The sequence below is a fragment of the Nocardioides sp. GCM10027114 genome, from assembly GCF_042659625.1.
GTDB lineage: Bacteria > Actinomycetota > Actinomycetes > Propionibacteriales > Nocardioidaceae > Nocardioides.
On record NZ_JBHSSS010000029.1, the window covers coordinates 1 to 17,408 of the forward strand.

16 protein-coding genes and 1 tRNA gene are annotated in these 17,408 nt (G+C 72.9%); 9 read left to right on the forward strand and 8 right to left on the reverse strand.

Annotated elements, in window-relative coordinates; all coding sequences use genetic code 11:
- Positions 1 to 114 precede the first annotated feature (114 nt).
- Positions 115 to 188, reverse strand: a tRNA-Arg gene (locus ACFP2E_RS16800).
- A 661-nt stretch (positions 189 to 849) separates the two neighbouring features.
- Between ACFP2E_RS16800 and ACFP2E_RS16805 the strand changes: the two genes are divergently transcribed.
- On the forward strand, positions 850 to 1,410 hold the full coding sequence (locus tag ACFP2E_RS16805) for a hypothetical protein (RefSeq protein ID WP_378522984.1): 561 nt from the start codon (positions 850 to 852) through the stop codon (positions 1,408 to 1,410).
- A 218-nt stretch (positions 1,411 to 1,628) separates the two neighbouring features.
- On the forward strand, positions 1,629 to 1,976 hold the full coding sequence (locus tag ACFP2E_RS16810) for a hypothetical protein (protein WP_378522983.1): 348 nt from the start codon (positions 1,629 to 1,631) through the stop codon (positions 1,974 to 1,976).
- Between the two features lie 30 nt (positions 1,977 to 2,006).
- Here ACFP2E_RS16810 and ACFP2E_RS16815 read toward each other — a convergent pair whose 3' ends face one another.
- A complete protein-coding gene (locus tag ACFP2E_RS16815; protein ID WP_378522982.1) occupies positions 2,007 to 2,339 on the reverse strand; it encodes a DUF6281 family protein in 333 nt (110 codons plus the stop codon).
- Between the two features lie 1,067 nt (positions 2,340 to 3,406).
- On the opposite strand from ACFP2E_RS16815, the gene ACFP2E_RS16820 reads away from it, so the two are divergent.
- A complete protein-coding gene (locus ACFP2E_RS16820; RefSeq protein WP_378522981.1) occupies positions 3,407 to 4,960 on the forward strand; it encodes a zinc ribbon domain-containing protein in 1,554 nt (517 codons plus the stop codon).
- Between the two features lie 54 nt (positions 4,961 to 5,014).
- Here the strand turns inward: ACFP2E_RS16820 and ACFP2E_RS16825 are convergent, their stop codons facing one another.
- Positions 5,015 to 5,314: a hypothetical protein gene (locus tag ACFP2E_RS16825; RefSeq protein ID WP_378522980.1), complete on the reverse strand. Its 300-nt coding sequence runs from the start codon at positions 5,312 to 5,314 to the stop codon at positions 5,015 to 5,017.
- A 223-nt stretch (positions 5,315 to 5,537) separates the two neighbouring features.
- Between ACFP2E_RS16825 and ctlX the strand changes: the two genes are divergently transcribed.
- Positions 5,538 to 6,587 carry a citrulline utilization hydrolase CtlX gene (gene ctlX / locus ACFP2E_RS16830; RefSeq protein WP_378522979.1) on the forward strand — a complete coding sequence of 350 codons (1,050 nt, stop codon included), beginning with the start codon at positions 5,538 to 5,540 and terminating at the stop codon, positions 6,585 to 6,587.
- A gap of 42 nt (positions 6,588 to 6,629) precedes the next feature.
- Here the strand turns inward: ctlX and ACFP2E_RS16835 are convergent, their stop codons facing one another.
- Both ACFP2E_RS16835 and ACFP2E_RS16840 read right to left on the reverse strand, forming a co-directional pair.
- A complete protein-coding gene (locus ACFP2E_RS16835; protein ID WP_378522977.1) occupies positions 6,630 to 7,496 on the reverse strand; it encodes a hypothetical protein in 867 nt (288 codons plus the stop codon).
- An 88-nt stretch (positions 7,497 to 7,584) separates the two neighbouring features.
- Positions 7,585 to 8,259 carry a winged helix-turn-helix transcriptional regulator gene (locus ACFP2E_RS16840; RefSeq protein WP_378522976.1) on the reverse strand — a complete coding sequence of 225 codons (675 nt, stop codon included), beginning with the start codon at positions 8,257 to 8,259 and terminating at the stop codon, positions 7,585 to 7,587.
- Between the two features lie 209 nt (positions 8,260 to 8,468).
- On the opposite strand from ACFP2E_RS16840, the gene ACFP2E_RS16845 reads away from it, so the two are divergent.
- Entirely contained in the window at positions 8,469 to 9,287 is an 819-nt protein-coding gene (locus ACFP2E_RS16845; RefSeq protein ID WP_378522975.1) for a class I SAM-dependent methyltransferase, read from the forward strand.
- A 53-nt stretch (positions 9,288 to 9,340) separates the two neighbouring features.
- On the opposite strand, the gene ACFP2E_RS16850 is transcribed toward ACFP2E_RS16845, so the two are convergent.
- Positions 9,341 to 10,807, reverse strand: a complete 1,467-nt coding sequence (locus ACFP2E_RS16850; RefSeq protein ID WP_378522974.1) for an aminopeptidase P family protein — start codon at positions 10,805 to 10,807, stop codon at positions 9,341 to 9,343.
- A gap of 106 nt (positions 10,808 to 10,913) precedes the next feature.
- On the opposite strand from ACFP2E_RS16850, the gene ACFP2E_RS16855 reads away from it, so the two are divergent.
- The 4 genes from ACFP2E_RS16855 to ssb all read left to right on the forward strand — a co-directional run bounded on the left by ACFP2E_RS16855 (position 10,914) and on the right by ssb (position 16,019).
- Complete coding sequence (locus tag ACFP2E_RS16855) at positions 10,914 to 12,035, forward strand: PrsW family intramembrane metalloprotease (protein WP_378522973.1); 1,122 nt, start codon at positions 10,914 to 10,916, stop codon at positions 12,033 to 12,035.
- The gene (locus ACFP2E_RS16860) at positions 12,032 to 13,750 is read left to right on the forward strand and encodes a dynamin family protein (RefSeq protein ID WP_378522972.1); all 1,719 of its coding nucleotides are present in this window, start codon (positions 12,032 to 12,034) and stop codon (positions 13,748 to 13,750) included. Before ACFP2E_RS16855 ends, ACFP2E_RS16860 begins: the two co-directional genes overlap by 4 nt.
- Before the next feature lie 60 nt (positions 13,751 to 13,810).
- Positions 13,811 to 15,466 carry a GTPase gene (locus ACFP2E_RS16865; protein WP_378522971.1) on the forward strand — a complete coding sequence of 552 codons (1,656 nt, stop codon included), beginning with the start codon at positions 13,811 to 13,813 and terminating at the stop codon, positions 15,464 to 15,466.
- 136 nt (positions 15,467 to 15,602) lie between these two features.
- Complete coding sequence (ssb, locus tag ACFP2E_RS16870) at positions 15,603 to 16,019, forward strand: single-stranded DNA-binding protein (RefSeq protein WP_378522970.1); 417 nt, start codon at positions 15,603 to 15,605, stop codon at positions 16,017 to 16,019.
- Between the two features lie 10 nt (positions 16,020 to 16,029).
- Here the strand turns inward: ssb and ACFP2E_RS16875 are convergent, their stop codons facing one another.
- Both ACFP2E_RS16875 and ACFP2E_RS16880 read right to left on the reverse strand, forming a co-directional pair.
- Entirely contained in the window at positions 16,030 to 16,848 is an 819-nt protein-coding gene (locus ACFP2E_RS16875) for a hypothetical protein (protein WP_378522969.1), read from the reverse strand.
- The gene (locus tag ACFP2E_RS16880; RefSeq protein ID WP_378522968.1) at positions 16,845 to 17,369 is read right to left on the reverse strand and encodes a SigE family RNA polymerase sigma factor; all 525 of its coding nucleotides are present in this window, start codon (positions 17,367 to 17,369) and stop codon (positions 16,845 to 16,847) included. Before ACFP2E_RS16880 ends, ACFP2E_RS16875 begins: the two co-directional genes overlap by 4 nt.
- Positions 17,370 to 17,408: the final 39 nt, after the last annotated feature.

Sequence of the window (17,408 nt, forward strand, 5' to 3'; positions counted from 1 at the left end):
ACCCCAGCCGCGACTACCAGCCCACCGGAGCCCCCAAGGGCCCCACCCGCAAATGACCAACGGACCTACGTTTCCGTAGGTCCGTTGTCGCTGATGTCTTGCGACATCACACGGCGCCCCCGGCAGGATTCGAACCTGCGACCGGCGGATTAGAAGGCCGCTGCTCTATCCAGCTGAGCTACGGAGGCGGAGGGTCGGAAGTACCGTCGGGATGAACATCGGGATGACACCAATGTCGTTCTCGGCTGGTATTCCGGCCCGCGGCCAGTATGCCGCAGTGGCTGCGCGGCCTTCCTGCCGACGGTCCTCCACCTGCGGTTCCGATAGCCGGGGCGAAGGCGGCACGGTCGTGGGCTACGGCCAACCTCCTCCGCCTGCTAAGTCCGGGCTATGACGCCTCGCTCGACCGGGGCCGGCAAAGCCAGACCAGTCGCCACGCCTACGCCGCGACTCGTGGCCAGCTGCTCGGGTCGCCGGCAACGATCTCCCGGGCATGGCCTGACGTTCGGCCGGCGCCATACCCGAGATGGGTGAGGGAGCCGTCCACGTTCCCGAGCTGCCGCCGGGACTGAACACCCCCGAACGGACGTTCCGGCACCCTTCTGGCGCGTGCCACACCCGGACGTGCACTGCCCCGGGGGTGCAGGACCAGACAACCGGACGCTGCGGCCGGCCGCGCCATTGTCAGCGTGAAACTGCCGGTGGTATGCCTGATTCACCTTCACTGGGGAGCGGGGATCGCGATGAACCTACGGGGAATCCTGGCGGCCAGCATCGTCATGGTCGCGGCTGCCGGAGACCGCGGATGCGTTCATCCCCGATGGCAGCAAAGCCCGCGAGTTCAGCGATGTGGCGGCGCTCGCCGCGACCGCAGACCTTGTCGTCCACGGCCGCGTCACGTCCGTGGAGGCGGGCGAGCCGCAGCTGCTTTCCGACGGGTCGGCAGAGACGCATACCCCCAGGTGGCTCGTCGTCGAAGTGGCCGACAAGCTGCTGGTTCGGGGCACCGTCGCCGAGCCAGCGACGTCACTGCGGGTCTACGACGGCTTCTGGTCCGACGGCGTCGGCTACAGGCTCGACGCCTACGATTGGGCCCGACCTGGCGACGAGGGGTACTTCTTCCTGTCCCGCGATGAGGCCCCCGACGGGACCCCACTGGACACGTACACGCCGCTGGGCAGCGAAGGTCGGGTCCTGCTTGGCCTGCGAACCACCGTCTACGACGCTTCGGACACCAGCGTATGGAGCACGGCCCTCGGTTCGAGCGCGACGGCCGCGACAGTGCGGCAGACCGTCGACCGTGCTGTGGACCGGGCACGTAGCGGCGACGCCAAGCCGGTCCTGGTCGAAGTGTGTCGCCCCTCCGACCCCGACGACGAGTCGTCGGAGCCGATCTGCGAGATGGAGTAGCCGCGATGACACGAGGACGACGCACCCTGGCCAGCACGTCAGCCGTAGTCGTCTCCCTTGTCGGTGCGACGCTCGCCGTCGTGTCGCCCGCGACTGCCGGTCACGGAGGCCAGCTGACGCCACCCAATGACCGCATCCACCGCATCGACCGGGTCGACCTGACCAGCGGGTCCAAGACCGCAGTCGACTGGGGAATCCACGAGCTGGATCGGACAGTCATGGACGCGACCCTGACAGGGTCGGGCGACGTCGAGGTCTACGACGCCTACTACGGCACGACGGGAGAGTGGGAGGACGTCGCGGGAAGGGCGACGTGCATGGGGTACACGAACTTCTACCAGACGTGCACCCTGTACCTGGTGCGGTTCAACCTGTCGTACACGGCCAACTACTCGACCTCGAAGAGGCACAGCCTCGGCTGCCACGAGTTCGGGCATACAGTCACCCTGGGGCACCGCACCTCGGGCAATGACACCGACAACAACTCGTGCATGCGGTCGGTGATCTCGTCGTTGCGTCCGGACTTCGACGCCCATGACATCTCGGCGGTCAACGACAACAACTGACCACCGAACGGATCCGTCTCGTGGGGCGGGTCAGGGCCCCTCGGCCAGGAGGTTCCGGATCTCGTCGGGGATGGCCGACCCGTCCGGCGGCCCGACGGCGAAGATCGTGGACGCCCCCTCGGACGGGACGATGAAAGCGATCGCGGGGTCCACGCCGCGGATCGCGACGGCCTCGCGAACCTCCTGCTCGGAAGGTCCGGCGCCGTCGTCGCAGACGAGGGTCCGCACCGTGCCGAGGTCGCGGCCCTCCTGGAGCGGCTCGGCCGCCTCGTGGGGGTAGTAGCTGTCGCCTTCTCGTTCGAACCCTAGCGCGCAGCTCTCGGTGTCGGCGATGTCATCGGCGCAGCCGGTGCCTGCGAGCACGACGGCCGCGAGGCTGGCCCCGGCGTGAAGTCGCCCCCTTCGGCGCACGGTGGCGGGTCGTCCGCGTCCGGCAGAGCGTGGTGCCATGGAGCTCTCCTCGATCACTCGATGTGGAGGTCGGCGAAATCGCGCTTCACGGGCCGGCCGTCGGGGCGTGGCGGTAGCGGCTCGGTGCGCATTCCGCCGGACCCTCAAAGCGTAGCCCTGTGATGCCCGGCTACGGCTGACACGACCTCAATCCGCGCAGCACTGGGGAAAGAGCGTCTGCCGGGGCGCTTCCTCGGCCAGAGGCCGGCGCGCTCGGAAGCATCACGCCGCAACGTCTGTCGGGGGGCACGGGGGGACGGGGGCCGACGAATGCCGGTAAGCACAGGGTCGGCAAGGGCGTGATCGTCCGCGAGTCCGACGGCCTGGTCACCGACTACTACAGGCGTGCCGTCCCGCACGTCATCTCCGACGCGCTCAACCCCGACGACGCCCAGGTGCAGGCATGTCTCGCCCTTGTGCGAGTGGCAGATCTAGTGACCCGAGCGACCAGCCCCTACGCACTTGTTGGCCGGTGCCAATGGGCACCAACGCCGCGACTCGCCTAGACATCAGTGTGCTTGCCCGAGCTTCGGCGCTTGAAGGGACGCACCCCTCGTTCGCGGGATGCCGAGCCCGTTTGGCTGCCGGTGTTCGGCCGCGTTCCAGAGCCTGGTGGCCGTCGTTCTCAGAGGCCGTAGTGCCGAGGTTCCTCGACAGGCGTTGATGCTGGTCAGAACTACACTTCCGACCCACCACGGAGGCGGAGGGCCTGAGTCAGCGCCGTAGCCACCCGGTGGACGAACCCGGTGTGATCGCTCGCCGCTGCTTCCGGCCCGCGGCCAGTATGCCGGAGTGAGTGCTCCGACGAGGGGCCGGTCGGCGTCGGCCGGGTCCTCGAGCCGCGGCCGGCACCCCGGAAGCGGCTGTGGGCCATGACTGCACCTAGGGTTTCCCCGACCAGCACTGGCACGGGGGACCCGGGGCTGCGGACGTCGTCCGCGAGCCCGCCTGCTCTCCCTGCACGGGGAGAGAAGGATCCGATGACCGACTGCACGAACTGCGGGGCGACCCTGCCCGGCACGGCGCGCTTCTGCGCCGACTGCGGGGCCGCTGCCCCGGCCGGCGACGCCACGCCCGCGCCCCAGCCCACGACCTCGGCCACTCCTGCGGCTGGGCACACCGCCACCGCGGTCGCGCCGCCGCAGGAGCAGCCGGACCGGGTCATCCCGCCGGCCGCCGCGGGCGCGACGACCGCCACCGCGGTCCCCTCGCTGACCTTCGACTGGCGCCGGCTGCTGGTGGGCAACTGGGTGGGCGCCGGCATGGTCGCGCTGGCGACCGCCTTCACCACCGGCCTGCTGGGCCTGCTGCTCGCCCTGCTCGCCAAGCCGGAGGACTTCGGGCTCTCCAACACCCTGACCCTCGCCACGATCATCGCCACCGGCGCGTTCGGTGCCGACCTGCGGGCCGAGGGCTCCTCGGACGACTTCTTCGAGATCGAGGGCGCCGCCACCATGGGCGCCGTGCCGCTGACCGTCACGCTCGTCGCCCTCGCCGTGGCGCTCGTCCTCTTCCGCCGGATCACCCGCCACCACACGTCGGGGCTCGCGGCCGTCGGCGACGCCGCCCGCACCGCGCTGGTCTTCGGCTTCGCGCTGCTCGTCCCCGCCCTCGTCTTCCGCACCGAGAACGACGAGCTCGGCCGTGGCTGGGCCCGCCAGCTCGACGAGGACGCCACCGGGATCGAGGCGGCCGTCGGTGCCGACGCGGCCGGGGCCTTCTTCGTCGGCCTGCTGCTCCTGTTAACGGTTCTCGCGGCGAGCACGCTGCTGCGGCGTGACTGGTGGCACGGGCGGATGAGCCAGGTCCAGGCTTGGGTCGCCGCGCCCCTCGCCGGTGTCGCGACCCTCGTGGCGCTGCTGCCGCTGGCCGGCTTCGTCGGCTTCGTCTCGATGGCGCTGTTCGGTGAGAGCACCGACACCGAGGTCACCTCCGACGACCTCGGCGCCTTCGTCGCCCTGCTGGTCGCGTACGTCGGCAACGCCGGCTTCGTCTTCCTCGGCCTCGGCGCCGGTTCCCGGCTGGGGGTCACCGGCGCGACGACCGGCGAGGGCTCGACCTCCGACTGGGAGCGGCTGTGGGGTCAGGTCACCGAGGACGAGCCCGGACTGTGGATCACCCCGGTGCTGCTGCTCGCCGTGCTGCTCGTCGCGACCCTCGTGGTGCTGCGGCTCACCGCCCGCGGTCGTGCCGTTCCCGTCCTGGGGGCATGGCTCGCGGCCCTCGTCGTCGCGGTCCCGCTGCTCAGCCGGCTCTCCTCGGTGCACGTGTCGGTCAACGCGACCTTCGACGGCGAGGACTTCGACAGCACGGCCTACGTCGGGCTCGACGGCTTCCAGACCACGGTGCTGGTCGTGCTCGTCGCCGCCCTGGTCTCCCTCGGCCTGGCGTTCGCGCGCGGGCTGCTCGACCCGGCCACCGTCAAGGCCGGGCTGTCCCGCACCCTCGGCAGCCTCCAGAGCGCGCCCAGCGCCCCGGGCCGTCCCGCGGATCCCGCCGCCGAGCCGGTCGACGACTCGCCGCGCCCGCAGTAGGGCGCCGCGAGCCGTTCACCGGACCGGGTGAACGACGCGCGCGGCGCGCCGGTCTCAGCCGGCGTGCCGCCGCGTCCACCGGGCGAGGGAGAACGCGACGCCGACGACGATGGCCGCCGCCACCAGCCTCACGACGAGCGGCACCGGGTCGGTGACGGCCACCGGCTCGGCCGCGTCGTACTCGCAGACGACCGTGACGGGCCCGTCGAGGTGCGCCGTCGGTGCCTCGACCGAGTCGTCGGGCGTGGCGGCCGGGGCCGGGGCCCGGGTCTCGCAGTAGCTGTCGAGGTACTGGGCCTTGCTGAGCGTGTAGCCGCCCGAGGCCACCACCACGGCCACTGCGGTGACCAGCACGGCGAGGACCCTTTTCGCCCACAGCCGGGCAGTGCCGGTCCGGGTGGGGGCGGGGCCTGCCTGGGACACGGTCGTGCTGCCTCTCGGACGGGGGTCGGCGTCCGGGAGTGTTGCCGCGGTCGTCGCCGGTCACACCCGATCTACGTGTTATCTCGAACACCGCTGGTCGCGGTCGCCGAGGGCCGTTTTCCGGGAGCGGCCGGGTGTCGTCTACATTCCGTTTGTGAGTGCCCAGGCCCCCTCTGCAGTGATCCTGATCCGCGCCGAGAAGTTCGTGCCCAACCCGGCCACGGCCGCGGACAACGCGTTCCAGACCGACGTCCCGGCCGGACAGTCCGAGCAGCAGACCTCCGCGCAGGCGCTGGCCGAGATGGACGCCGTCGCCGACGCCCTCCGCGCGGCCGGCGTGCGGGTCCACGTCTTCCCCGACGAGGACCACACCCGCCCCGACAGCGTCTTCCCGAACAACTGGCTGTCCACCCACGCGGGCGGCATGGTCGCGGTCTACCCGATGTACGCCTCCAACCGCCGCCACGAGCGTCGCGGCGACGTCCTGGAGATGCTGAAGTCGGCCTACCGGGTGCAGACGATCGTCGACTACTCCGGCCTCGAGCCCGACGGCATCTTCCTCGAGGGCACCGGCGCGATGGTCCTCGACCACGTCTCCCGGGTCGCCTACACCGCCGTCAGCCACCGCGCCGACACCCACGTGCTGGAGCGGTTCTGCACCGACTTCAACTACGAGCCGATGGCCTTCGACGCCGTCGACTCCGACGGCGTGCCGGTCTACCACACCAACGTCATCGGCTGCATCGGCACCGACGTGGCGCTGTTCGCGCTCGAGATGATCCCCGACAAGGCGCGCCGCGAGCAGGTCCGCGAGCGGCTTTCGGTCAACGGCCGCAAGGTCGTCGAGATCACCGAGGAGCAGGTGCGCGAGTTCGCCGGCAACGCCGTCGAGCTCTGCGGGCGTACGCCGGACGGCAAGCGCCGCTACATCATGGCGATGTCGGCACGCGCCCGCCGCAGCCTGCGTCCCGACCAGGTCGCGGCGATCGAGGAGTCGTGCGAGATCGTCGCCGTCGACATCCCGACGATCGAGCTCGCGGGCGGCTCGGTGCGCTGCATGATCGCCGGCGTCCACCTCGACCGGCGGCCCCCGGGCGTCGAGCCCGAGCCGACCCCGGCCGTGGAGGCGATCGACGAGGACCCGCACACCGCCGACGGCCGCGACGTGGCCGGCGACGGTCCGACGGTCTCCGCGCCCGCCTGATCCTCCCGACGTGCCGACCCCTCCGGCCCGCGCGGCCGGAGGTCAGCGGGCGGGTCGCGCGTTCGGGTTGTCGACGACGTCCTCGATGACCGAGGACTCGTCGACGGTGACGCTGAACCCGTCGAAGGCGAAGGCGACGACGTCGATCACGACCTTGCCGGGCTGGAAGGCCCAGCCGGTGTCGCTGTCGACCCGCGCCAGGAACGGCGTCGGCACGTCGGTGCACTCGTCGATCGTCGGGAAGCCGAAGCCGCGGGCCACCGTGTCGCCGTTCCGCTGGCTGGCCAGCACCTCGAACGCGACGAACGACGGGGTGCCGCACTGCACGTGTCCCTCGATGAGGAGCCGGCCGGAGATCGCCCCGGACTCCACGGAGTCGACGGTCAGCGAGACGCCGGGGGAGCCGCCCCGGTAGAGCCGGAGCACGGCGCGGCCGCCGTCGGTCGACTCCGGGTCGCAGCAGGAGCTGATGGCGATCCAGTAGCGCTTGCCGGCCCGGAACCGCACGCTGACCGCCGAGGTGAGGTTGGCCGCGTCGTCGTTGCACGCGACGAGCCTGCGTGAGCTCCGCCGGCCCTTGTGGACGGCGAGGACGGTGTCGTAGTCGCTGCCGACGGTGACCACGCGCAGCCGCTGCGTCCGCGCCGGCCGGTACTTGAACCAGACACTGCGTCCCTCGACGCAGGGCCCGTCGGTGTTCTCGACGGTGGCGGCGCTGGTGTCGACGACCAGCTTCGCCGGCACCGACCGGATCCGCTGGGCGTCACGGATGTCGTCGTTGGCCGGCGCCATGGCGTGCGCCGGCGGCGCCGTCAGCCCGGCGGCGAGGAGCGCCGTGAGCGACGCGAGGACCCAGGCCAGCCGCCCGGGTCTGCGAGGGGATGCCGGTGCGTGCGGGGTCCGAGCCATGCTTCGAGCCTGCGCCGCTCGTGTCCGCGCCGCATGCACCTTTCTGCGTAAATGCCCCGCGACGCCCAGCAGTTGGCCGGCTCGCGATTCAGGCCGGGCGGGGGATCAGCGCCGACTCGGACTGGCCGAGCCACGTCGGCAGCGACCGCCGGACGTGGGATGGGCCGTCGACGGCGAGCTGGCCGCTCTGCAGCAGCTGGGCCCACGAGCGGTCGCCCCGCCAGACCTCGGTGAGCGCCCGCAGCGGGGTCCGCACGGTTGCGGCCACGTCGAACCCGGGGTCGTAGTCGCACACGTCGACGTCGTCCCCGCTGACCACCAGCCACCAGCGGGAGGCCCCGGCGGGCACGTCGTCGAAGGTGAACGCCAGCACCGTCCGCCGGCGCGGCCACTCGGCCACCGGCACCTTGCGCCGCATGTCCCACATCAGCAGGTGCGGGTCGAGGTCCTCGTCGCCGATCACGCCGATCCACCGGATGCCCCACGCCCCGAGCGCGTCGACGACGCCCGACAGCTCGCGGCCGCTCTCCGTCAGGTGGTACGCCGCGCGGCCTCCGTCGAGCGTGCGTCGTACGACGCCCGCCCGCTCCAGGCTGCGCAGCCGCTTGGACAGCAGCGCCGGCGACATCTTCGGCACCCCGCGCCGCAGCTCGTTGAACCGGGTGCTGCCGTAGAGCAGCTCGCGCACGACGAGCAGCGTCCAGCGCTCGTCGAGCACCTCCATGGCCTTCGCGACCGGGCAGAACTGGCCGTACGCCGACATCGCCGCCCTCCCTCCTCTGCTCCCTCGTCAGCCCCCTCTCGTAGTAGACGCCCCGGAGGTGCCCGCGGACCAGTACAGATCGTGAACCGGCGCCGCTACAGAGCCGTCACTGGTCGCCGGGAGTCGCCGCCCGGACGCTGGGAGCACGCGGGGGACACGCGGGGGACACGGCTCGGAACGCCGTTCAAGCACCCAGCACAGGAGAACCCATGACACAGCAGACCCTGAACCCGGAGCTCAAGGCCCGGCACCGCGCCATGTGGGCGCTCGGCGACTACACCACCGTCGCGAACCAGGTCATCCCCGACGCCGGCCAGCGCGTCGTCGACGCCGTGGAGGTGAAGCCGGGCGAGCGCGTCCTCGACGTCGCTGCCGGCTCCGGCAACGCGGCCGTCCCGGCGGCCCTCGCCGGCGCGCGCGTCGTCGCCACCGACCTGACCCCCGAGCTGCTCGAGGTCGGGCGCCGGCAGAACCGCAGCGAGGACCTCGACCTCGAGTGGCAGACCGCGGACGCCGAGGACCTGCCGTTCGACGACGGCGCGTTCGACGTGGCCGTGTCCTGCGTCGGGATCATGTTCGCGCCGCACCACCAGCGGGCGGCCGACGAGCTGGTCCGCGTGGTCCGGCCCGGCGGCCGGATCGGCCTGCTCAGCTGGACGCCGGAGGGCTTCATCGGCCAGATGTTCGCGGCCATGAAGCCGTTCGCGCCGACGCCCGCCCCGGGCACGCAGCCGGCCCCGCTGTGGGGGAGCGAGGACCACGTCCGTGGCCTGCTCGGCGACCGGGTGCGCGACGTCACCACGGTCCGCGAGCACGTCGTCGTCGACCGGTTCCGCAGGCCCGAGGAGTTCCGCGACTTCTTCAAGAGCTACTACGGGCCGACCATCGCGGTGTACCGGTCGCTGGCCGACCAGCCCGAGCGGGCAGCCGAGCTCGACCAGGTGCTCGTCGACCTCGCCCGACGCCACGACTGGGGCGACGGGTCGATGGGCTGGGAGTACCTGCTGCTCACGGCCCGGCGGAGCTGAGCCGGACCCGCGAGAGGGAACGAGGGGTGGCGCGTCGCCGGCCCAGCGCTGACTCAGCGCCGGTGGCGCGCCATCCACTCCTCGACGTCGGCGGCCTTGCGGGGCAGCGAGTCGGAGAGGTTCCGGTGGCCGTCGGCGGTGACGAGGATGTCGTCCTCGATGCGGATGCCGATGCCGCGCAGCTCCTCGGGGACGAGCAGGTCGTCCTCCTGGAAGTACAGGCCCGGCTCCACCGTCAGCACCATGCCCTCGGCGAGGGTGCCCCTGGTGTAGGCCTCCTGCGAGGCGCGGCCGCAGTCGTGGACGTCCATGCCGAGCATGTGCGAGACGCCGTGCAGGGTCCACCGCGAGTAGACCTTGCTCTCCGGCGAGAGCGCCTCGTCGACGGAGACCGGCAGCAGCCCCATGCCGTCGAGGCCGCGGGCCAGCACCTCCATCGCGGCCATGTGGGGGCCGGTGAACTCGATGCCCGGCCGGACCGCGTCGATGGCGACCTGCTGCGCCTCGAGGACGAGGTCGTAGAGCTCGCGCTGCAGCGGGGAGAAGGTGCCGCTGACCGGCAGGGTGCGCGTGACGTCGGCGGTGTAGAGGTTGTTGCCCTCGACGCCCATGTCGAGCAGCACCAGCTCGCCCGGCCGGATCGGGCCGGAGTTCTCGATCCAGTGCAGCGTCGTGGCGTGGCTGCCGCCGGCCACGATGGAGTCGTAGCCCAGGTCGTTGCCCATCGCCCGCGCCCGGCGGAAGAAGGTGCCCTCGATCCAGCGCTCGCCGTACTTCAGGACGTCGTCCCACTCGCGGACGCAGTCCTCGAAGCCCAGGGCCGTGATGTCGCAGGCCTCCTGCAGCTCGGCGACCTCCCACTCGTCCTTGATGAGCCGCATCTCGGAGACCACCCGCGCGAAGTCCTCGTCGCGGGTCTCGTCGGAGGCGACCAGGCCGTCGACGAGCGAGGAGATGCCGCGGTGCACGCGGGTCTTGCCGGTCCCGGCGAGCGCTGAAGGCAGGTCGTCGATGTGGCGGACCGGCAGGCCCAGCGAGTCGGAGATCTCGTTGAGGGAGGGGCGGCGACCGGCCCACAGCTCGCCGTACTGCCGGTCGCGGAAGAACTCGTCGGTCTCGCGGGAGGAGCGCGGCCGGGCGTAGAGCACCGACTCGCCGTCCTCGATCACCAGCACCGCGTCGCTGGTCTGGTTGCCGGAGTAGTAGGTGTGCGCGGTGTCCGGGCGGAACCGGTAGTCGGTGTCGTTGGACCGCACCTTGTAGGTCCCGGCCGGCAGCACCAGCCGCTCTCCGGGGAACGCCTCCGCCAGCCGCGCGCGGCGCTGCGCGGCGTACGCCGTGATCGGGTGTGCCGGGAGGTCGAGCTCGCGGTCGCCCCAGCCCTGACGCATGAAGGCGCTCCAGGCCTCGGGCACCTTCGGGTCGTGCGACTCGGTGCCCTGCTCGGAGGTGGGCACGGCGCCCGGCTGGCCGGGCTGGGGGGCGTGCTCGGTGGTCTCGGAGGTGCTCTGCTCGGTCACAGCGCCACTGTACGTCGGGCGGGTCCCGGGGCCGGTCCCGGTGGCCGGGCCCCGCGGCCCCTCGGCGGGGAAAGGGCGCCGCTGACCGGCGGATAGGCTTCGCGCCATGCCGATGGCCCGCCGCGACAGCGTCGCCTTCACCGTCGTGGTGACGGTTCTGGTGTGCCTCGGCGCGGTGCCCATCCTGCTGCTCCTGGCGCTGTCCGGAGCCCCCTCCACGACCCTGCTCGCGACGGTGCTGGCGGCGCTCCCGGTGGGCCCGCTGGTCGCCTGCTACCTGTGGCTGGACCGCTACGAGCCCGAGCCCAAGCGCCTGCTGATGCTGGGCCTGCTGTGGGGCGGCTTCGTCGCCACCGCGGCGGCGCTGCTGGTGCAGGGGCTGGGCGGCTTCTTCGTCGGATTCACGGAGGAGGCCAGCCTCGCCGTCGTCGCGCCCGTCACCGAGGAGGCCGCGAAGGGCCTCTTCCTCGTGCTGCTGCTGTGGTGGCGCCGCGCGGAGCTCGACGGGCTCCTCGACGGCGTCGTCTACGCCGGCATGGTCGGCATCGGCTTCGCGTTCGTGGAGAACATCCTCTACCTCGCCGCGGCGTACGACGGCACCGACGGGCTGGGCCCCGGCGGCGTCGGGGCGGTGACCGGCGTCTTCGTCGTGCGCTGCCTGGTCAGCCCGTTCGCGCACCCGCTCTTCACGACGTTCATCGGCATCGGCGTCGGCCTCGCGGTCACCACCCGCAGCCGGGTGGTGCGGGTGGTCGCCCCGCTCGGCGGCTACCTGCTCGCCGTCGTCGCCCACGGCCTCTGGAACGGCTCCACGCTCCTCGGGTTCACCGGCTTCGTCGGCGTCTACCTCGTGCTCATGGTGCCGGTCTTCGTCGGCCTGGTGGCGCTCGCCGTGTGGCTGCGTCGCTCCGAGCGCCGGATGCTCGCCGCCGCCCTGGTCGACGCCTCGCAGCGCGGCCTGCTGCCGGCCGTCGACATCCCGTGGCTGGTCGACCTGCGCGGCCGCCGCGCCGGACGCGCCTTCGCCCGTCGCCACGGCGGCAGCCACGGCGAGGCGGCGATGCTCGAGTACCAGCAGGCGGCCGTGGAGCTCGGCTTCCTGCACCATCGCTTCCTGCGCGGCACCGCACCGCGCGACTTCGCCGCTCGCGGCCAGCAGTACGTCGCACGCATCAACGCCGTGCGTCCCTTCGTCGCCTTCCCCGGACAGGTGGTTCCTCCCCGATGATCGACAGCACCCAGATGCTGACCGCCCTCGTGCAGCTGCGCGGAGCGCTGCAGTCGGTGCGGATCCCGCTCGACATGCCGCTCGCGGCGCGGCAGCGGATGACGCAGCACGAGATGGTCGACCAGCTCGAGGACTACGTGATCCCGCGGCTGATGACGATCGACGCCCCGATGCTCGCCGTGGTCGGCGGCTCCACGGGCGCCGGCAAGTCCACGCTGGTCAACTCCCTGGTCGGCCACCGCGTCACCCAGCCCGGCGTGCTGCGACCCACCACCCGTTCGCCCGTCCTGGTGCACCACCCCGACGACGGCCACTGGTTCGGGCAGGACCGGCTGCTGCCCGACCTGGAGCGGGTCGACCGGCCCACCAACGACCCCGGCGCGCTGCAGCTCGTCGCCGCCGAGACCGTGCCGCAGGGGCTGGCGATCCTCGACGCCCCCGACATCGACTCGGTCGAGGAGCACAACCGGACCCTGGCCGCGCAGCTGCTGGCCGCGGCCGACCTGTGGCTCTTCGTCACCTCGGCGGCGCGGTACGCCGACCAGGTGCCGTGGGACTACCTGCGGCAGGCCGCCGAGCGCAGTGCCGCCGTCGCGATCGTGCTCGACCGAACCGCCCCGGACACCGTCGGCACCGTCTCCACCCACCTCGCCCGGATGCTCGCCAGCCGCGGCCTCAAGGACTCGCCGCTGTTCGTCGTCCACGAGGGCACCGTCGACGAGGCCGGGCTGCTGCCCGCCGAGTCGGTCTCCGACATCCGCGGCTGGCTCGGCTCGCTGGCCGACGACACCGAGGCCCGGACGATGGTGGTCCGGCAGACCCTGGAGGGCGCGATCCGCACCCTCGGCCGCCGCGCCCACGACGTCGCCGACGCGGCGGCGGAGCAGGCGATGGTCGCCCGCCGGCTGCGCGAGGACGCCGAGACGGCGTACGCGGAGGCCGTGGAGAAGGTCTCCGAGTCGTGCGCCGACGGCACCCTGCTGCGCGGAGAGGTGCTGGCCCGGTGGCAGGAGTTCGTCGGCACCGGTGAGCTGCTGCGCACCCTCGAGCAGCGCGTCGGCTGGCTGCGGGACCGGATCACCAACGCGATCAAGGGCCGGCCGCAGCAGGCCCAGCAGGTGCGGGTCGCCGTGGAGTCAGGGCTCGAGTCGCTGATCAGCGAGCACGCCGAGGCCGCCGCCGAGCGGGCCCAGGCGTCGTGGCAGTCGGTGGCCGCCGGCCGGGCGCTGCTCGACGACGCCGGGGAGGACCTCGGCCGCGCCTCCCGTGACTTCCGGCGCCGCGCCGAGCGGGCCGTCCGCGACTGGCAGCAGGGCGTGCTCGACATGGTCCGCACCGAGGGCGCCGACAAGCGGGGGACCGCCCGGTTCCTCGCCTACGGCGTCAACGGCCTCGGCGTCGCGCTGATGATCGTCGTGTTCGCCCACACCGCCGGGATCACCGGGACCGAGGCCGGCATCGCCGGTGGCACCGCCGTCCTGGGCCAGCGGCTGCTCGAGGCGGTCTTCGGGGACGAGGCGGTGCGCCGGCTCACGTCCCGCGCCCGGGCCGACCTCGACCGTCGCGTCACCGAGCTGCTGGCGACCGAGCGGGCCCGCTACACCGACCTGCTCGACTCGCTCGGGATCCCCGAGGACGGCTCCGAGCGGGTGCGTGCCGCGGCCCGCCGCGTGGACGACGTACGGCTCCGCAGCGCGCGGCAGTCACCTGCCTGAGGTGGGTTGGCGTCGTCCCCCTAGGCTGAGCCCAGCACTGCACGTGAGTCGAGGGAGAACATGACGTCCTTGGTCGAGGGGGCCAAGCGCCTGGTCACCCGGGGGTCCGACCTCGGAACCCGCATCGCCGGACTCGAGACCGCGGTCGAGGCTGCGCGGGGCCGGCTCGACGAGACCCTCGTGGAGGACGTCGCCGCCGTCGCCGAGCGTGCCGCCGGCCGGCTCCGGCTCTCCGCCGAGCACACCGTCGTGGCGCTCGCCGGGGCGACCGGCTCGGGCAAGTCCTCGACGTTCAACCAGCTCACCGGCCTCGAGCTCTCGGCGGTCGGCGTGCGCCGGCCGACGACGTCGTGGGCGACCGCCTGCGTGTGGGGGAGGGAGGGGGCCGACGAGCTGCTGGAGTGGCTCGGCATCCCGGCCCGCCACCAGGTCACCCGCGACTCGCTGCTCGACACCGCCCGCGAGGACGACGCCCTCGACGGCGTGGTCCTGCTCGACCTCCCCGACCACGACTCCACCGAGGTCTCCCACCACCTCGAGGTCGACCGGCTCGTCGAGCTGGCCGACCTGCTGGTGTGGGTGCTCGACCCGCAGAAGTACGCCGACGCGGCGCTCCACGACCGCTACCTCGTCCCGCTGGCGACCCACCAGGACGTGATGATGGTGGTGCTCAACCAGATCGACGCCGTGCCCGAGGCCGGCCGCGAGCCGATGGTGGCCGACGTCCGGGCCGTCCTCGACCGCGAGGGGCTCACGGACGTGCCGGTCATGACCATCAGCGCCAAGCAGGGCCACGGCATCGCCGAGCTGCGCGCCGAGATCGCGCGGCGGGTGTCGGCCAAGAAGGCGACGAAGGCGCGCCTCGAGGCCGACGTGAAGGCCGCCGCCGCCCGGCTCGAGGAGGCGTCCGGCACCGCGAAGGCGCGCACCCTCGGCAAGGACCGGGTCCAGTCGCTCGAGGAGGCCCTCGCCGACGTCGCCGGCGTGCCGACCGTCGTGGCCGCGGTCGAGAAGTCGACCCGGATGCGCGCCGGGCGGGCCACCGGCTGGCCCGTCACCTCGTGGTTCACGAAGCTCCGGCCCGACCCGCTGCGCCGGCTCCACCTCGACCTCGGCGAGGAGGGCAAGCAGCTCACCGGCCGGTCCCGCTCGTCGGTGCCGGCGCCGACGCAGGTCCAGCGGGCTCGGGTCGACAGCGAGGTCCGGACGCTCGCCGACGACGTCTCCACCGGGCTGGCCCGGCCGTGGGCCGACGCGATCCGCGCGGCCTCGCTCTCCCGCCTCTCCGACCTGACCGACCGGCTCGACGGTGCGCTCACCGACACCGACCTGGGCGTGGCGAAGCTCCCCGTGTGGGCCGGACTCGTCCGGGTGCTGCAGTGGCTGCTCATCGTGTCGGCGCTGACCGGCGCCGCCTGGCTGGGCTTCCTCGCCGTGGCGGCGTACCTCCAGCTGCCGCAGCCGCCGCTGCCGGACGTGTCCGGGGTGCCGCTGCCGACGCTGCTGCTGCTCGGCGGCGTCGGGCTGGGGATCCTGCTGGCGCTGGCGAGCCGCGTGCTGGTGGGGGTGACCGCGCGCCGCCGCGCCCGCAACGCGGACCGTCGCCTCCGCAAGGCGGTCTCCGAGGTCTGCCACGAGCTGGTGGTCGCCCCGGTCGAGGCCGAGCTGGACGCCTACGGCCGCACCCGCACCGGCCTCGCCGACGCGCTGCGCTGACGCGCCGGGCCCGTCGGCGTCCACAACCACTGGTCCGGCCCGCCCGGTCCACAGCCCCCCTTCCCCGCGCGTCCTGCCGGGTCGGCCCGCGGGACCACAGTGGTGCCCAAGCACTGACAGGCACCTTGGAGGACCCGTGAACGAGACCGTGATCACCGTGCAGGGCAACGTCGGCAACGACGTGACCGTCCGCCAGGCGGGCGAGGCCCGCGTCGCCACCTTCCGGGTGGCCTGCACGCCGCGCCGCTTCAACCGCAAGACGCAGGAGTGGGCCGACGGCGACACCCAGTGGTACACCGTCAACGCCTGGCGCCACCTCGCCGACCACGTCGAGGCCTCGGTCCGTCGGGGCGACCCCGTCCTGGTGCACGGCCGGCTGAACGCCCAGACCTGGACCAACTCCGCCGGGATCACGGTCACCACCTTCGAGATCGACGCGGCAACGGTCGGCCACGACCTCTCCCGCGGGGCCGCGGTCTTCACGAAGGTGCCGCGCCAGGCGGAGCCGTCGGGCGACCTGGTCGAGGCGCAGGGCGACCAGGCCGCCGCCTGAGGGGGCCTGCTCAGCGGCCCTGCCGCCAGCTCGCCGACTCCGCGACGACGAGCAGGTCGTCCATGCCCACGGGAGGCTCCGGTCCCCACGGGGTGGAGGCCTCGCCCCACTTGTCGTCGAGGGTGTTGGCGGTCGCGACGTAGACCATGCCGCCGTCGGGAGCGAGGACCTCGGCGCTGAGGATCGTGATCTCCCCAACCGTCTGGCTCGCCAGCCGGGCGTACGGTGCGCCCTCGTCGTCGAGCAGGACACTGCACTCGTCGGTGGCGCCGAGGTTCCCGGGGCAGGAGAGCCGGTCGGCGACCGTGGGCTCGCCGTCCGCGGAGATCCCGGCCGACGGCGGCGCGGGAGGCGACAGCAGGACGTCGACCATCCCGGTCCCGGCAGCGGTGTTGGTCACCGTGGCCACCAGGGCACCGCCGCGGGACCCTGGCTCGGCCTGCTTCGTGCTGTCCACCCTGACGTGATCGGGCAGCAGCCGCGACAGCTGCCGGCGCATCTGCTGCTCGGGCATCTCCCACCAGGGGTGGGAGGGCTCGGCCTCGGTCGTCGGCTGCCCCGCCGCTGGCGGCTGGGCAGTCCTCGACTCCGGGCCCAGCACGTGGGGGAGTCCCAGCCCCAGCGTCGTCACGGCGGCCACCGAGACGAGCGCGGCGCCGGCCCGACGCCGGCGCCGCATCGTCGTGCCCCGCGCGCGGGCTGCGGCCTCGAGCCGGTCGACCGGCGCGTGCACCCCGGCCATCGAGCGCTCGAGCAGGGCGACGAGGTCCCGGGGGCCGTCGGCTCCGGTGTCGCCCGGAGGCGTCTGGTCGTGGGTCTGGTCGGTCATCGCGATCCCCTCGTCGCCGGAGTGGCCGTCTCGTCGGTCTCGGACAGGTGGCTGCGCAGCAGGCGCAGCGCGCGCAGGCTGCGGTTCTTCACGGCGGCCTCGCTCAGCCGCAGCGCGGCCGCGGTCTGGGCGACGCTGAGGTCCTCCCAGTAGCGGAGCACCACGACGGCTCGGTCGAGGTCGCCCAGCTGGGCCAGGGCGGCCACCACGGCCAGCCGGTCGGTCGGGTCCTGCACGCGGCCCGGTCCGTCGGCCACCACGTCCACGGGGAGCTCGGTGCTGCTGCGCCGCCGACGTTCGGACACGAAGGACTTGATCAGCACTCCGTGCACATAGGCCACGGGGTCGTCAGCCCGCGAGACCCGCCACCAGGCGGCGTACGCCTTCGTCAGCGCGGTCTGCACCAGGTCCTCGGCGGACTCCGGTGCCCCGGTCAGCAGGTATGCGGTGCGGTAGAGCTGGTGGGCGCGTGCCCCGACGAACTCCGTGAAGGCTTCGTGGTCCCCCGATGGTCGGCGCACGTTCCCCCCTTCCCGTTGGGCCGCCCTGTCGCGGCCTTC

Bases quoted from the DNA above. Each gene is read 5' to 3' on its own strand.
- ACFP2E_RS16835 (WP_378522977.1), bottom strand. From the start codon at position 7,496: ATGGCTCGGACCCCGCACGCACCGGCATCCCCTCGCAGACCCGGGCGG.
- ACFP2E_RS16820 (WP_378522981.1), top strand. From the start codon at position 3,407: ATGACCGACTGCACGAACTGCGGGGCGACCCTGCCCGGCACGGCGCGC.
- ACFP2E_RS16840 (WP_378522976.1), bottom strand. From the start codon at position 8,259: ATGTCGGCGTACGGCCAGTTCTGCCCGGTCGCGAAGGCCATGGAGGTG.
- ACFP2E_RS16855 (WP_378522973.1), top strand. From the start codon at position 10,914: ATGCCGATGGCCCGCCGCGACAGCGTCGCCTTCACCGTCGTGGTGACG.
- ACFP2E_RS16865 (WP_378522971.1), top strand. From the start codon at position 13,811: ATGACGTCCTTGGTCGAGGGGGCCAAGCGCCTGGTCACCCGGGGGTCC.
- ACFP2E_RS16860 (WP_378522972.1), top strand. From the start codon at position 12,032: ATGATCGACAGCACCCAGATGCTGACCGCCCTCGTGCAGCTGCGCGGA.
- ACFP2E_RS16845 (WP_378522975.1), top strand. From the start codon at position 8,469: ATGACACAGCAGACCCTGAACCCGGAGCTCAAGGCCCGGCACCGCGCC.
- ACFP2E_RS16810 (WP_378522983.1), top strand. From the start codon at position 1,629: ATGGACGCGACCCTGACAGGGTCGGGCGACGTCGAGGTCTACGACGCC.
- ACFP2E_RS16875 (WP_378522969.1), bottom strand. From the start codon at position 16,848: ATGACCGACCAGACCCACGACCAGACGCCTCCGGGCGACACCGGAGCC.